Below are 15,100 nucleotides of genomic sequence, written 5' to 3'. Positions count from 1 at the left end.
GCTGTGCCCGACCCCCTCGATATCTCCGAATCAGCCGTCAATGCAGCCGTCGATGCAGCCCTGGCAGACGTTGTCGCCGCGGCCGATACCGCGGCGCTGAAGGCCGCGAAGTCGGCGCATGCGGGGGAGGCCTCGCCGCTCGCTGCGCTCAACGCGCTGCTGCGCGACGTTCCGGCCGACCAGAAGGCCGCGCTCGGCAAGCTCGTCGGGCAGGCGCGCGCCCGCGTCGGCCAGGCCGTCGCCGCGCGTGAGGCCGAGCTCGTGGTGGCGGAGGAGCAGGCGCGGCTCGCCGCGGAGGCGCTCGACGTGACGGCGATCGCGCCGCTCGGTCTCACGGGCGCCCGCCATCCCCTCACGACGCTCATGGAGCAGATGAGCGACATCTTCATCGCCATGGGGTGGGAGGTCGCCGAGGGCCCCGAGCTCGAGAACGAGTGGTTCAACTTCGACGCCCTCAACATGGATGCCGACCACCCTGCACGCGGCACGCAAGACACGTTCTTCGTCGAGCCCGAGGAGCGCCACCTGCTGCTGCGCACCCAGACGAGCCCCGTGCAGGTGCGGTCGCTGCTCGACCGCGGCGTGCCGCTCTACGTGGTGTCGCCCGGCCGAGTGTTCCGCAAGGACGAGCTCGATGCGACGCACACGCCGGTGTTCCACCAGCTCGAGGGCATCGCGATCGACAAGGGTCTGACGATGGCCCACCTGCGCGGCACGCTCGAGCATCTCGCGCGCGCTGTCATCGGCGAGGGTGCGCGCATCCGCCTGCGCCCCAACTACTTCCCCTTCACCGAGCCGAGCGCCGAGCTCGACGTGTGGCACCCCACGTTCAAGGAGGGGCCGCGCTGGATCGAGTGGGGCGGATGCGGCATGGTCAACCCCAACGTGCTGCGCGCCGCCGGCATCGATCCCGAGGTGTACCAGGGCTTCGCCTTCGGCATGGGCATCGAGCGCACCCTCATGTTCCGCAACGGCGTGAGCGACATGCGCGACATGGTCGAGGGCGATGTCCGCTTCTCGCAGCAGTTCGGAATGGTGGTCTGATGCGCATCCCGATCTCGTGGCTCCGCGAGCACGTCGACCTTCCCGCCACAGGCGATGCGATGGCCGACGCCGAGGCGCTGCACGCCGCCCTCGTCAGGGTCGGCCTGGAGGAGGAGACGATCCACGGGGTCGCCCTCACGGGCCCCATCGTCGTCGGCCAGGTGCTCGAGTTCGTCGAGGAGCCGCAGGCGAACGGCAAGACCATCCGCTGGTGCCAGGTGCTCACCGGCCCCGGTGAGACCCGGGGCATCGTCTGCGGCGCCCGCAACTTCGAGGTCGGCGACAAGGTCGTCGTCACCCTGCCCGGCGCCGTGCTTCCCGGGCCCTTCCCGATCGCCGCGCGCAAGACCTACGGCCATGTCTCCGACGGCATGATCGCGAGCGCGCGCGAGCTCGGCCTCGGCGACGAGCACGACGGCATCCTGCGCCTGGCGACCCTCGGCCTCGACCCCGAGGTCGGCACCGACGCGATCGCCCTACTCGGGCTCGATGATCTCGCCGTCGAGGTCAATGTCACGCCCGACCGCGGCTACGCCCTGTCGATCCGCGGCATCGCCCGCGAGTACGCGCACTCGACCGGAGCCGAGTTCCGCGACCCCGCGACCGCGGTCGCCCCTACTCGAGGCGAGGGCTTCCGGGTCGTCGTCGACGACCGCGCCCCGATCCGCGGACGTCGCGGCTGCGACGTCTTCGTGACGCGCGCGGTGCGCGGCATCGACCCCGCCCGCACGACCCCTGCGTGGATGGTCTCCCGTCTCGAGCTCGCGGGCATCCGGTCGATCTCGCTCGTCGTCGACATCACCAACTACGTCATGCTCGAGCTCGGCCAGCCGATCCACGCCTACGACCTCGCCGCCGTGAGCGGCGGAATCCTCGTGCGCCGCGCGGTCGCGGGCGAGACCCTCGTCACGCTCGACGGTCAGACTCGCTCCCTGCACGCGGAAGATCTGCTCATCACCGACGACTCGGGCCCTATCGGCCTCGCGGGCGTCATGGGCGGTGCCAGCACCGAGATCGGCGAGGCGACGGTCGACGTGCTCGTCGAGGCCGCGCACTTCGAGCCCGTCTCGATCGCGCGAACCTCCCGTCGCCACAAGCTGCCGAGCGAGGCCTCGCGCCGTTTCGCCCGCGGTGTCGACCCGCTCGTCGCCGAGGCGGCCGCGCAGCGCGTCGTCGACCTGCTCGTCGAGCTCGCCGGCGGCGCCGCCGACCCGCTCGGCTCGTGCTGGATCGACGTCGCAGCCCCCGCCCCCATCCATCTCGCCGAGGGCTACGTCGACGGCCTCATCGGCGTCGACTTCTCGCTCGACGAGATCACCGACTCGCTGTCGGCCATCGGATGCTCGATCGACGTGCAGACGGACGGCTGGCAGGTCACCCCGCCGAGCTGGCGCCCCGACCTCGTCGACGCCCCCTCGCTCGCGGAGGAGGTCGCCCGCATCGTCGGATACGACCGCATCCCGGCGCAGCTGCCGGTGGCGCCGCCCGGGCGCGGTCTCACGCGCTCACAGCGGGTGCGCCGTGCCACGGCGAATGCGCTCGCGGCCGCGGGCCTCACCGAGGTGCTCGCCTACCCGTTCGTCTCGGCCGACGATGTCGCGCTGACCGACGGCGACGCCCCGAGCGTGCAGCTCGCCAACCCCTTCGACAGCGACACGGGTCGATTGCGCCGCAGCCTCATCCCCGGACTCACCCGCATCGCCCACCGCAACATCGCGCGGGGCCTCGCCGATCTCGCGCTGTTCGAGATCGGCGCCGTGTACCTGCCCGAGCGGGCCGCGGCCTACGGGGTCGCCGCTGTGCCGAGCGCCGCCCGGCGGCCGGAGGTCGCGGTTCTCGACGAGCTCGAGCACAGCATCCCGCCGCAGCCCTGGCACCTGGGCGCCCTGTTCGTGGGCGATCGGCGGCCTCGGGGCATCGGGCAGCCCGCCGAGCCCTCGGGCATCGCCGATGCGCTCGGCGCTGCGCACGCCGTGGCCGCCGTCGCGGGCGCCGTGCTGCGCATCGAGACCGGGTCGCACCCCGCCCTGCACCCGGGCCGCACCGCGGCGCTGCTCGTCGGCGACACCCTCGTCGGGCACGCGGGCGAGCTGCTGCCCGCCGTCGCGATCGAGCGCGACCTGCCGCGTCGCGTCGGGGTGCTCGAGCTCGACCTCGAGGCGCTCATCGCCCTCGGGTCGAGCCAGGTCGAGGCCGGCACGATCGCCGCATACCCGGCAGCGACGCAAGACCTGTCCGTCGTCGTGGCCGAGTCGGTGCCCGCGGGTGCCGTTCGGGATGCGGTGGTCGAGGGCGCGGGAGCGCTGCTGGAGTCGGCGACGCTCGTCGACGACTACCGCGGCACGGGGCTCGAGCCCGGAACGAAGTCGGTGACGCTGGCTCTGCGCTTCCGCGCCGCCGACCGCACGCTCACGGCCGCCGAGGCGACGGAGGCGAAGCTCGCCGGGCTCGCGCTGGCGACCGAGCGGCTCGGCGCGACGCTGCGCGCCTGAGCCCGCTCCGTCCGCTGCGCCTACTTGCGACCGCCTCCGAGCAGGCCGCCCAGGGCGCTCGCGAGGAGATCTTGACCCTGCTTGCTCGAGATGAGGCCGCCGAGCATGTCGCCGAGCGGGTTGCCGCTCGGGGCGGGGGTCTTCGCGGGCTCGGGCTCGGCCTTCGTCGACCCGCCGAGGAACTGGTTCGCGACCCACGCGAGCACGATGGGGGCGACGATCGGCAGCACCTGCTGCACGATCGCGCCGATGTCGAGGCCATCGCCCTTCGCGTCGACCGCGGAGGCCGCGGCGAGGGCCACGTCGTTCTTCTTCGCCCCGAAGACGTTGGAGACGATCTTCTCGCCGTCGGCCTCGTCGACCTCGGCGAGCCTCTTCGGGGTCGTGCCCTTGTGCTTGCCGAGAGCCTTCTCGAGCGACTTCGCTCCGCCCTCATCCTTCGCGTTCGCGGCGAGACCGCCCACGATCGCGGGCACGGCGACGGCGACGGCGGCCTCGGCGACACCCTCGTCGATGCCGAGCTTCTCGGCGATGTCGCCGATGGGGATGAGTTTCATGAGGCCGCTGAGGTCGTCCATGGATGCTCCTTCGATTCGCGTGCGCCGGGTGGCGCGATCCTGCGCGTCGAACGCCCATCGTATTCTCTGGAAGAGTTAAGGGCATGACCTATTCCGTGGCGGTCGCCGGAGCCAGCGGGTACGCGGGCGGTGAGGTGCTGCGCCTCGTGGCCCAGCACCCCGAGCTCGAGGTGCGCACGGTCACGGCGCACAGCAATGCGGGGCAGCCGCTCATCGACGTGCACCCCCACCTGCGTTCTCTCGCGCACCTCGACTTCGTCGAGACGACGCCCGATCGGCTCGCCGGTCATGACATCGTCGTGCTCGCCCTGCCGCACGGCGCCTCGGGCGCCGTCGCCGCCCCGTTGCCGCCCGAGACGCTCGTGCTCGACTGCGGTGCCGACCACCGGCTGACGAGCGCGACCGACTGGGCGCGCTACTACGGCGGCGAGCACCACGGCGCCTGGGCGTACGGGCTGCCCGAGCTGATCCACGCCGACGGCTCACGGCAGCGCGAGCTGCTCGCCGGCGCGCGGCGCATCGCTGTGCCGGGGTGCAACGTGACGGCCGTCACGCTCGGGCTCGCGCCGGGCATCCGCAGCGGCGTCGTCGAGGCGCACGATGCGACCGCGGTGCTCGCGGTCGGCCCGAGCGGTGCGGGCCGTGCGCTGCGCACCGACCTGCTGGCGAGCGAGCTGCTCGGATCGGCGAGCGCGTACGGCGTCGGGGGAGTGCATCGGCACATCCCCGAGATCCTGCAGAACCTGCGCGCTGCGGGGGCCAGCGACCCGACCATCTCGTTCACGCCCGTGCTCGTGCCCATGGCGCGCGGCATCCTCGCCACCGTCACGGCGCGCCTGGCCCCGGGGGCGGATGCCGCGAGCGTGCGCGAGGCCTGGGAGTCGGCCTACGCCGCCGAGCCCTTCGTGCACGTGCTGCCCGCGGGCCGGTTCCCGGCGACGGCGTCGACCGTCGGCGCGAACACCGCCCTCATGGGTCTCGCCGTCGATGACGACGCGCAGCGCGTGGTCGTCGTCGTCGCTCTCGACAACCTCGTCAAGGGCACGGCGGGTGCCGCCGTGCAGTCGCTCAACCTCGCGCTCGGCCTGCCCGAGACGCTCGGCCTTCCCGTGAACGGAGTCGCCCCGTGACCGTCACCGCTCCCGCCGGCTTCCAGGCCGCCGGTGTCGCCGCCGGGCTCAAGGCGAGCGGTGCCGCCGATCTCGCCCTCGTGGTCAACCGCGGGCCCTCCCGCGCCGCGGCGGCCGTCTTCACGAGCAACCGCGCCAAGGCCAATCCGATCCTCTGGTCGCAGCAGGTCATCGCCGATGGCGAGGTCGCCGCGATCGTGCTCAACTCGGGCGGCGCCAACTGCTTCACGGGGGCGCAGGGCTTCCAGACGACGCATGCCACGGCCGAAGCCGTCGCCGAGGCGCTCGACATCAGTGCGGGCGATGTGCTCGTCTGCTCGACGGGGCTCATCGGCGAGCAGCTCGACCGCGAGGCGCTGCTCGGCGGGGTCGCCGCGGCCGCCGCCGGGCTCGGCGCGCACGGCGAGGCCGCGGCCCGCGCGATCATGACGACCGACTCGGTGCCCAAGACCGTCGTCGTCGAGGGCCCGGGCTACACGATCGGCGGCATGGCGAAAGGCGCCGGGATGCTCGCACCCGGTCTCGCCACCATGCTCGTCGTGCTCACCACCGACGCCGACCTGCCCGCCGCCGAGCTCGACACGGCGCTCCGCGCCGCCACGCGCGTGAGCTTCGACCGCCTCGACTCCGACGGCTGCATGTCGACCAACGACCAGGTGACGCTCATGGCGAGCGGAGCATCCGGAATCACCCCCGACTCCGCCGCCTTCACCGCGCTGCTGACCGAGGCCTGCATGGCGCTCATGACGCAGCTGCAGGCCGACGCCGAGGGCTCGAGCCACGACATCGTCATCACGGTGAGCGGCGCTGAGACCGAGGACGACGCCGTCGAGGTCGCGCGCTCGGTCGCCCGCAGCAACCTGTTCAAGGCGGCCATGTTCGGCAACGACCCCAACTGGGGCCGCGTGCTCGCCGCCATCGGCACGACGAGCGCCGCGTTCGACCCCTACGCGGTCGACGTCGCGTTCAACGACGTGCGGCTGTGCCACGCGGGAGCCCCCGACCGTCCGCGCGACGAGGTCGACCTGAGCGGCCGCACCATCACCGTGCACATCGCGCTGCACGCCGGCGACGCGGCCGCGACGGTGTACACCAACGACCTCACGCACGACTACGTGCACGAGAACAGCGCCTACGCGAGCTAGGGACCATGAGCGAGCTGAGAGACCCCGCGAGCGTCGCCGACGACCACGCCCAGGCGGCGGTCAAGGCGGCGACCCTCATCGAGTCGATGCCGTGGCTGCAGCGGTTCCGTGATCGCGTCGTCGTCATCAAGTTCGGCGGCAACGCCATGGTGAGCGACGAGCTGCAGCGGGCCTTCGCGCAAGACATGGTCTACCTGCGCACGGTCGGGCTGCGGCCCGTCGTCGTGCACGGCGGCGGCCCGCAGATCTCGGCGATGCTCGAGAAGTTCGGCATCGCGAGCGAGTTCCGCGGCGGCTACCGGGTGACGAGCCCCGAGGCCATGGAGGTCGTGCGCATGGTGCTCACCGGTCAGATCAGCCGCTCGCTCGTGAGCCTCATCAACGAGCACGGCCCGTTGGCGGCGGCGATCTCGGGGGAGGACGCGGGGCTCTTCCGCGGTCGCCGCCGCGGCGTCGTGGTCGACGGGGTCGAGGTCGACCTCGGGCTCGTGGGCGATGTCGTGAGGGTCGACCCCGCCGCGGTGCTCGCGCAGCTCGACGCGGGGCGCATCCCCGTCGTTTCCTCGATCGCGCCCGACGGCGACACGCCCGGGCAGAGCCTCAACGTCAACGCCGACTCGGCCGCCGCGGCGCTCGCCGTGGCGCTCGGGGCTGAGAAGCTCGTGATCCTCACCGACGTCGCGGGGCTCTACCGCGACTGGCCCGACACGTCGTCGCTCGTCTCGAGCATCGACGCCGACGAGTTGCGCGCCCTGCTGCCGCGACTGGAGTCGGGCATGATCCCCAAGATGGCGGCGTGCCTCGAGGCCGTCGACGGCGGGGTCGGCAAAGCGGCGATCATCGACGGCCGCGTGCCGCACTCGATCCTGCTCGAGATCTTCACGCAGGAGGGCATCGGCACCGAAGTGACCGCGGCGGGGGGCGCCGCGTGAGCACGGGGCCGCTGGTGTCAGGAACAGAGACGGATGCCGTGCGCGAGCGGTTCGCGTGCGTCGCCATGCGCTCGGCCCCTGCTCCGATGGCCGTGCTCGAGCACGGTGCCGGCGCCCTCGTGTGGGATGTCGACGGGCGGGAGTACCTCGACTTCCTCGCCGGCATCGCGGTGAACGCGCTCGGCCACGCGCATCCCGCGCTCGTCGAGGCGGTCTCGGCGCAAGCGGGCCGGCTCGTGCACGTCAGCAACTACTTCACGACGCCGCAGGCGGTCGCCTTCGCCGAGCGGCTCGTACGCCTCACCGGGTTCGGAGCGACCGGGCGGGTGTACCCGGCCAATTCGGGTGCCGAAGCGATCGAGGCGGCGCTCAAGCTCGCGCGACGCACCGGCCGGCCGCGCATCCTCGCCTTCGAGCAGGGATTCCACGGGCGCACGATGGGGGCCCTCGCCCTCACCGGCAAGCCCGCGCTGCGCACGCCCTTCGAGCCCATGGTGCCCGGCGTCGAGCACCTGCCGACCGACCTCGCCGCGCTCGAGGCCGCGCTGGGGCCCGATGTCGCGGCCCTCGTGCTCGAACCCGTCAAGGGCGAGGCGGGCGTCGTGCCGCTGCCGCCCGGGTTCCTCGCCGAGGCGCGGCGGCTGACGCGCGCGCACGGAGCGTTGCTCATCGTCGACGAGATCCAGACCGGCGCGGGGCGCACGGGCGACTGGTTCGCCTTCCAGCACGAATTGAGAACCGAGGCCGAACTGCCCGATGCAGTCGTCGTCGCGAAGGGCATCGGCGGGGGAGTGCCCATCGGGGCGCTCGTCACGCGCGGCGCCGCGAGCGAGCTGTTCACGCTCGGCCAGCACGGCTCGACCTTCGGCGGCAATCCGCTCGCGACGGGGGTCGCCGATGCCGTGCTCGCCGAGATCGAACGGGCCGACCTCGTCGGCACTGCGGCTCGGCGCGGCGAGCAGCTGCGGCAGGGCATCCTGGCTCTCGGCTCGCCCCTCGTCGCCGAGGTGCGCGGCCGCGGGCTGCTGCTCGGCGTCGGGCTCACCGCCCCCGTCGCGCCGCGCCTCGTCGCCGAGGCGCTCGACCGCGGGCTCATCATCAACGCGGCCAACGACGAGAGCATCCGGCTCGCGCCGCCGCTCATCATCGGCGATGCTGAGATCGACCGGTTCCTGACCCTGTTCGCCGCGAGCCTGCTCGCCGTAGGCCTGGAGGCCGCCACCCCATGACCGCACACGCCCCCGCCGCCCGGCACTTCCTGCGCGACGACGACATCACGCCCGCCGAGCAGGCGCAGATCCTCGACCTCGCTGGCGCCATCAAGGCCGACCGCTGGGCGCGCACGCCGCTCGCGGGGCCGCAGACGGTCGCGGTCATCTTCGACAAGTCGTCGACCCGCACGCGCGTGAGCTTCGCGGTCGGCATCGCCGACCTCGGCGGGGTGCCGCTCATCATCTCGACGGCGAGCAGCCAGCTCGGCGGGAAGGAGACCCCGAGCGACACCGCCCGCGTGCTCGAGCGCATGGTCGCCGCGATCGTCTGGCGCACCTACGCGCAGGCAGGGCTCGAGGAGATGGCGGCCGGCACGACGGTGCCCGTCGTCAACGCCCTGAGCGACGACTTCCACCCCTGCCAGCTGCTCGCCGACCTGCTGACCATCCGCGAGCACCGCGGCGAGCTCGCGGGGCTCACGGTCGCCTTCCTCGGCGACGGCGCGAGCAACATGGCGCAGTCGTACCTGCTCGCGGGCGCCACGGCGGGCATGCATGTGCGCGTTGCCGCTCCCGCGTCGTTCGCCCCGACCGCCGCGGTCGTCGCCGACGCCGAGCGCCGCGCGGCTGAGACCAGGGGCTCGATCACGGTCACGACCGACCCGGTCGCCGCGGTCGCGGGCGCCGACGTCGTCGTGACCGACACCTGGGTCTCGATGGGCAAAGAGGATGAGAAGGCGCACCGCGTCGCGACCTTCGGCGCCTATCGCGTCGACCCGGCGATGATGGCGCACGCGAAGCCCGACGCGCTCTTCCTGCACTGCCTGCCGGCCGATCGGGGCTACGAGGTGACGGCCGACGTCATCGACGGCCCGCAATCGGTCATCTGGGACGAAGCCGAGAACCGCCTGCACGCGCAGAAGGCGCTGCTCGTGTGGCTGCTCGAGAAGTCCGGCGGCGCGCGATGAGCGGCGCCACGAACGAGGGCTCGCTCTGGGGCGGGCGCTTCAGCGACGGCCCCTCGCCCGAGCTGCAGCGGCTGAGCCGCTCGACCCACTTCGACTGGCAGCTCGGCGGCTACGACATCCGGGGTTCGCGTGCGCACGCCCGCGCTCTCGCGGCGGCCGGCTACCTCACCGACGACGAGCTGGTGCGGATGCTCGAAGGCCTCGACGAGATCGAGGCGCGCTGGGCAGACGGTCGCCTGCAGCCCCGGCCGGAGGACGAGGACGTGCACGGTGCCCTCGAGGCGGCCCTCGTGGACGCGGTGGGCGCCGAGCTCGGCGGCCGCCTGCGCGCGGGCCGCAGCCGCAACGACCAGATCGCGACCCTGATCAGGCTGTACCTCCGCGACCACGGCGCCGTGATCGCGCGCGAGGTGCGGTCGCTCATCGGGGCGCTCGCGGCGCAGGCGGATGCGCATCCCGATGCCGTCATGCCCGGCCGCACCCACCTGCAGCACGCGCAGCCGGTGCTGCTGGCGCACCACCTGCTCGCGCACGCCTGGCCGCTCGTGCGCGACCTCGAGCGCCTGCGCGACTGGGCTGCGCGCGCCGACCGCTCGCCGTACGGCGCCGGCGCGCTCGCCGGATCGAGCCTGGGCCTCGACCCCGCCCTCGTGGCGGCCGAGCTGGGCTTCGCCGGCCCGACCGAGAACTCGATCGACGCCACGGCGAGCCGCGACCTCGTCGCCGAGTTCGCCTACATCGCGGCGCAGCTCGGCGTCGACCTGTCGCGTCTGGCGGAGGAGATCATCCTCTGGAACACGCGCGAGTTCGGCTACGTCACGCTGCACGACGGCTTCTCGACGGGATCGTCGATCATGCCGCAGAAGAAGAACCCCGACATCGCCGAGCTCGCGCGCGGCAAGGCCGGTCGGCTCATCGGCGACCTCACCGGGCTGCTGTCGACCCTCAAGGGCCTGCCGCTCGCCTACAACCGCGACCTGCAGGAGGACAAAGAGCCCGTCTTCGACGCGGTCGAGACGCTCGAGGTGCTGCTACCGGCGTTCACCGGCATGGTGGCGACCCTGCGCTTCGACACCGAGCGCATGGCCGCCCTCGCTCCCCAGGGCTTCTCGTTGGCGACCGACGTCGCCGACTGGCTCGTGCGACAGGGGGTGCCGTTCCGCGAGGCGCACGAGATCTCGGGCGCGCTCGTCGCGCACTGCGAGCGCCACGGCCTCGAGCTGCACGAGCCGAGCGACGACGAGTACGCCTCGATCGATCCGCGCCTCACGGCCGCAGTGCGCGCGGTGCTCACGGTCGAGGGCTCGATCGCGTCGCGCTCGGGAGCCGGCGGCACTGCTCCGTCAGCGGTCGCCGCGCAACGGGCGCACCTCGCCGAGCGGCTCGCCGCCCTCGAGTGAGGCTGCTCGACGACGACCCCGTCGCGGTCGCACCGCTCCTGCTCGGGGCGGTTCTGCACGGCCGCGGCGTGAGCGTGCGGCTCACCGAGGTCGAGGCGTACCGCGGGGGCGGCACCGACCCGGGATCCCACGCCTTCCGCGGGCCGACGCCCCGCACAGCACCCATGTTCGGGCCCGCCGGCACCGTCTACGTCTACCTCAGCTACGGGATGCACCGCTGCCTCAACCTCGTCTGCGGCGCCGAGGGCGAGGCCGGAGCCGTGCTGCTGCGCGCGGGCGAGGTCGTCGCGGGAGCCGAGCTCGCGCAGCGGCGCCGGGCGGCCGCGGCCCCGCGTCGAGCGGGAGCCTGCGCATCCCGCATCATCGCTCCCCGCGACCTCGCCCGGGGCCCGGCACGCCTGGCGACGGCGCTCGGAGTCGAGCTATCCGACAGCGGCGGGATGCTCGCCGCCGGCCCGCTGACTCTCGAGCCCGGCCCGCCGCTGCCGCCCGAGCGCATCGCCGCGGGCCCGCGCGTGGGCGTCAGCGGCCCGGGCGGCGGCGGCGAGTACCCGTGGCGCTTCTGGCTCGTCGGGGACGAGACCGTGTCGGCCTACCGGCCTGCGGTGCCGCGGGCGCGCATCACGCCAGCACGATGAGGGCGGCGCACAGGCCGGCCCAGAGCATGCTCACGAGCGTGCCGATGATGAACCGCTCGGTCGCGGCGCCCGCGTCGAGGTCGCGGAACCGGCCGAGGCCCTTGACGGCGATGAGCGCGGCGACGAGCTCCCACCGGCCGACGAGCACGGCCGCGATGACGACGGCCCGTTCGAGGTAGCCGATCGTCGTGCCGCCGCGCAGCACTTCGCGCGTCGGCGGTGTGGTGCGCGCCGTGGCCGGGGGTGCGCCCGTGACGGGCACGATGATGCCGCCGTGCTCTCCGGTCGGCGGCCCGCCTCGCGTGGCGGCGGCGAGCACGAGCACGGTCACGGGCCCGCCCGCCGCGATTCCTACGGCGACGAGGCCGAGTGCGAGGAGGTTGCCCACCAGCCCGACGGGGTCACCACCGATGCCGAGCGCGACGGCGAGCGCGCCCGCGGCGACCACGATGATCGCGGGCACGGCGAGCCGCGGGCGGTCGAGCGCCGTGGCGAGCACCGCGAAGGCGGCGACGAGCCCGAGCAGTTGGGCGACGCCGAGCCAGCCGAAGGCGGTGGTGATCGCGGCGAGGCCGACGAGCAGGGGGGTCATGCGGCGCCTCCTTCGACAGCGGTGCCCTCCACCGTAGCGCCGAGGTCGGCGAGCAGGCTCGCGAGCGCGCGGCGGGCATCCGCGTCGATGCGCAACCCGGCGGCGCGCGCTCGCTTGCTCGTCGCCTGGGGCGTGATGTCCAGCCGCTCGGCGGCGTCGGCCTGGGTGAGGCCGCGCTCGAGCAGATCGTGCAGCTGCCAGCCGGCGGCGCTCCAGCGGGATCGGTGCGCGAGCAGCAGGTCGATCAGTGCCCCGAGCTGCTCTGCGCGCGCGCCCGCGGCGCCGGCGCCGATGGTGGCGCAGCGCAGGGGGCGCCGGGCGGCCAGCTCGATCGCCGCGCGCGCCGATACGAAGGCCGGTCCGGTGGCTTCTCGGATTCCGTCGGGCAGCGGCTGCCGTACCGCCCCGATGCCGAGCCCCACCCGCCAGTGCGGTGCCCGCAGCAGGTGCAGGGCGGTCTCGAGCGCCGTCGTCGCGTCGTCGGTCATGGCCTGCAGCTCGTCCCCGGCGGTGCGCTCGGGGGCGAGGGGATACCCGGTGTCGAACCGCCTGCGCAGGTCGGCGAGCGCGCCGGCGACGCGATCGGTGTCGGTGCTACTGCCGATCTGGTCGGCGATGATGACGAACACGATGTTCTCCTCGCAACCATCAGGGGATGATGGGATCACGATCAAGCCTATAGGGGTTATTCACGCCGAATCCACCCCCCGTCGCTGATACGCTGGCGCGGTGACCGCCGCCCCTGTGACCCTCACGCCCCCGCAGAACGATCCGAGTTTCGAGAGCATCTGGGACGAGATCGTCTGGCGGGGCCTCGTGCACGTCTCGACCGACGAAGACGCTCTGCGTGCGCTACTCGCCGGGCCGCCGATCACCTACTACTGCGGCTTCGACCCGACGGCGCCCAGCCTGCATCTCGGCAATCTCGTGCAACTGCTGCTCATGCGCCGGTTCCAGCTCGCCGGTCACCGCCCGCTCGGTCTCGTCGGCGGCTCGACCGGGCTCATCGGCGATCCGAAGCCGACGGCCGAGCGCACCCTCAACGACGCTGCGGTGGTCGCGGAGTGGGTCGGCTACCTGCAGGAGCAGGTGAAGCGCTTCCTCTCGTTCGACGGAGACAACGCCGCGCGTCTGGTCAACAACCTCGACTGGACGGCCTCGATGACCGCGATCGAGTTCCTCCGTGACATCGGCAAGCACTACCGCGTCGGGACGATGCTGAAGAAAGACGCGGTGAGCGCTCGGCTCAACAGCGATGAGGGCATCAGCTACACCGAGTTCAGCTACCAGATCTTGCAGGGTCTCGACTTCCGCCGCCTGCACCTCGACTACGGCTGCGTGCTGCAGACGGGCGGCAGCGACCAGTGGGGCAACCTGACGAGCGGCGTCGACCTCGTGCGCAAGGCCGAGGGCGCGACGGTGCACGCCATCGGCACCCCCCTCGTCACGAACGCCGACGGCCGCAAGTTCGGGAAGAGCGAGGGCAACGCCATCTGGCTCGATCCTGCGCTCACAACCCCGTACGCCATGTACCAGTTCTGGTTGAACACCGACGATGCCGACGTGATCGACCGGCTCAAGGTCTTCACCTTCCTCGGCCGCGCCGAGATCGACCGCTACGCCGAGCTCGTCCGCGAGGAGCCCTTCCGTCGAGCGGCACAGAAGCGGCTCGCCCTCGAGGCGACCGGTATCGTGCACGGCCCTGCGGCCGTCGCGGCCGCGATCGCGGCGTCGGAGGCGCTCTTCGGCCAGGGTGACCTGGCGGCCTTGGATGCTGACACGCTGGCCGCCGCGATCGCCGAGCTGCCCTCCGCCGAGGTGGGGGAGTCGGACACGGTCGTGCACGCCCTTGTCGCCACGGGACTCTGCTCGAGCGCGAGCGACGCACGCCGAGCGATCGCGCAGGGAGGGGTGTCGCTCAACAACGCGACGGTGTCGAGCGACGAGGCGACCCTCGAGGGTGCCGCGCTCGCCGGTCGAGCAGCGGTGCTCCGCCGTGGCAAGAAGACGCTCGCGGGGCTCATCCTGCGGTGACGGATCGCGGTCGGCAAGCCCGGGAACAAGCGCGACACGCCCGGGAATCGCTGAGATTTGCCCCGCACCCGTACGAACCGTAATCTTCTAACTCGTCACCCCAAAGGTGCGGCAAGCGGAAGAGCTAGCCGGCCTCAAGCGGGACCAGATCCTCCAAGACAGAGCAGCCACTTGCTGGTGCGCTCATCGCCAAGTAGGATTGCGAATCCGCCCGGCATGATCCTCGCGATCAGGCCGCGGGCAGTCGGACTCGGTTCGCCGAGATCGCCGATTTGCGCCGGGAAGCCGGGGCGGATACATTAGGGAAGTTGCCCAGTTGCGACAGCCGAGAGGCTGGAGGTCTGGAGCGTCCGATCCTTGAGAACTCAACAGCGTGCACTAAGTCAATGCCAAATAACCTCGACGGCTGACCATGTTCCTAGAACGTGACCAGCAGTAAGAGATTCCTTTGGATTGAAACAAGAATGTCAGTAGATATTCGAACTTCAGTCAGACAAACTCGTCACCGCTCAGACCTCGGTCCGGCGGTGACACTAGATGTGCCGGCAGCCTTCGGGTCGCCGTGCAATCAAACATTTACGGAGAGTTTGATCCTGGCTCAGGACGAACGCTGGCGGCGTGCTTAACACATGCAAGTCGAACGATGAAGCCGGAGCTTGCTCTGGTGGATTAGTGGCGAACGGGTGAGTAACACGTGAGTAACCTGCCCTTGACTCTGGGATAAGCGTTGGAAACGACGTCTAATACCGGATACGAGCTGGGACCGCATGGTCACCAGCTGGAAAGAACTTCGGTCAAGGATGGACTCGCGGCCTATCAGTTAGTTGGTGAGGTAACGGCTCACCAAGACGACGACGGGTAGCCGGCCTGAGAGGGTGACCGGCCACACTGGGACTGAGACACGGCCCAGACTCCTACGGGAGGCAGCAGTGGGGA

General features: G+C 72.0%; 13 protein-coding genes and 1 rRNA gene. 11 read left to right on the top strand and 3 right to left on the bottom strand.

What is annotated here, in order from left to right; translation table 11 throughout:
- The first annotated feature begins 3 nt into the window (after positions 1–3).
- Positions 4–1,044: a phenylalanine--tRNA ligase subunit alpha gene (gene pheS / locus ACTIE9_RS03950; RefSeq protein ID WP_439564275.1), complete on the top strand. Its 1,041-nt coding sequence runs from the start codon at positions 4–6 to the stop codon at positions 1,042–1,044.
- Positions 1,044–3,536 carry a phenylalanine--tRNA ligase subunit beta gene (pheT, locus tag ACTIE9_RS03945; RefSeq protein ID WP_439564274.1) on the top strand — a complete coding sequence of 831 codons (2,493 nt, stop codon included), beginning with the start codon at positions 1,044–1,046 and terminating at the stop codon, positions 3,534–3,536. Before pheS ends, pheT begins: the two co-directional genes overlap by 1 nt.
- Before the next feature lie 20 nt (positions 3,537–3,556).
- Here pheT and ACTIE9_RS03940 read toward each other — a convergent pair whose 3' ends face one another.
- Positions 3,557–4,114, bottom strand: a complete 558-nt coding sequence (locus ACTIE9_RS03940) for a DUF937 domain-containing protein (protein ID WP_439564273.1) — start codon at positions 4,112–4,114, stop codon at positions 3,557–3,559.
- An 83-nt stretch (positions 4,115–4,197) separates the two neighbouring features.
- Between ACTIE9_RS03940 and argC the strand changes: the two genes are divergently transcribed.
- Genes argC through ACTIE9_RS03905 form a run of 7 tightly spaced genes read left to right on the top strand, consistent with a single transcriptional unit; the run spans position 4,198 to position 11,538 of the window.
- Positions 4,198–5,244, top strand: a complete 1,047-nt coding sequence (gene argC / locus ACTIE9_RS03935; RefSeq protein ID WP_439564272.1) for an N-acetyl-gamma-glutamyl-phosphate reductase — start codon at positions 4,198–4,200, stop codon at positions 5,242–5,244.
- Positions 5,241–6,389 (top strand): bifunctional glutamate N-acetyltransferase/amino-acid acetyltransferase ArgJ, encoded by a 1,149-nt coding sequence (gene argJ / locus ACTIE9_RS03930; RefSeq protein WP_439564271.1) that lies wholly within the window; start codon positions 5,241–5,243, stop codon positions 6,387–6,389. The genes argC and argJ overlap by 4 nt, the downstream gene beginning before the upstream one ends.
- A gap of 5 nt (positions 6,390–6,394) precedes the next feature.
- Entirely contained in the window at positions 6,395–7,321 is a 927-nt protein-coding gene (gene argB, locus ACTIE9_RS03925; protein ID WP_439564270.1) for an acetylglutamate kinase, read from the top strand.
- Between the two features lie 14 nt (positions 7,322–7,335).
- Positions 7,336–8,550, top strand: coding sequence for an acetylornithine transaminase (locus ACTIE9_RS03920; protein WP_439564409.1), 1,215 nt, complete (start codon positions 7,336–7,338; stop codon positions 8,548–8,550).
- Positions 8,547–9,500, top strand: a complete 954-nt coding sequence (gene argF, locus ACTIE9_RS03915) for an ornithine carbamoyltransferase (protein WP_439564269.1) — start codon at positions 8,547–8,549, stop codon at positions 9,498–9,500. The genes ACTIE9_RS03920 and argF overlap by 4 nt, the downstream gene beginning before the upstream one ends.
- Entirely contained in the window at positions 9,497–10,900 is a 1,404-nt protein-coding gene (gene argH / locus ACTIE9_RS03910; protein WP_439564268.1) for an argininosuccinate lyase, read from the top strand. The genes argF and argH overlap by 4 nt, the downstream gene beginning before the upstream one ends.
- A complete protein-coding gene (locus ACTIE9_RS03905) occupies positions 10,897–11,538 on the top strand; it encodes a DNA-3-methyladenine glycosylase (protein WP_439564267.1) in 642 nt (213 codons plus the stop codon). Before argH ends, ACTIE9_RS03905 begins: the two co-directional genes overlap by 4 nt.
- On the opposite strand, the gene ACTIE9_RS03900 is transcribed toward ACTIE9_RS03905, so the two are convergent.
- The gene (locus ACTIE9_RS03900; protein WP_439564266.1) at positions 11,522–12,130 is read right to left on the bottom strand and encodes a hypothetical protein; all 609 of its coding nucleotides are present in this window, start codon (positions 12,128–12,130) and stop codon (positions 11,522–11,524) included. The two genes, ACTIE9_RS03905 and ACTIE9_RS03900, sit on opposite strands and share 17 nt — an antisense overlap.
- Positions 12,127–12,798 carry a DNA-binding protein gene (locus tag ACTIE9_RS03895; RefSeq protein ID WP_439564265.1) on the bottom strand — a complete coding sequence of 224 codons (672 nt, stop codon included), beginning with the start codon at positions 12,796–12,798 and terminating at the stop codon, positions 12,127–12,129. The genes ACTIE9_RS03900 and ACTIE9_RS03895 overlap by 4 nt, the downstream gene beginning before the upstream one ends.
- Before the next feature lie 61 nt (positions 12,799–12,859).
- On the opposite strand from ACTIE9_RS03895, the gene tyrS reads away from it, so the two are divergent.
- Complete coding sequence (gene tyrS / locus ACTIE9_RS03890) at positions 12,860–14,164, top strand: tyrosine--tRNA ligase (RefSeq protein WP_439564264.1); 1,305 nt, start codon at positions 12,860–12,862, stop codon at positions 14,162–14,164.
- Between the two features lie 575 nt (positions 14,165–14,739).
- A 16S ribosomal RNA gene (locus ACTIE9_RS03885) occupies positions 14,740–15,100 on the top strand; the annotation flags it as partial.

The organism is Microcella sp. (genome assembly GCF_051860105.1).
GTDB lineage: Bacteria > Actinomycetota > Actinomycetes > Actinomycetales > Microbacteriaceae > Microcella.
Note: the sequence above shows the minus strand (reverse complement) of the source record. Positions and strands in the feature narration are given on the sequence as shown.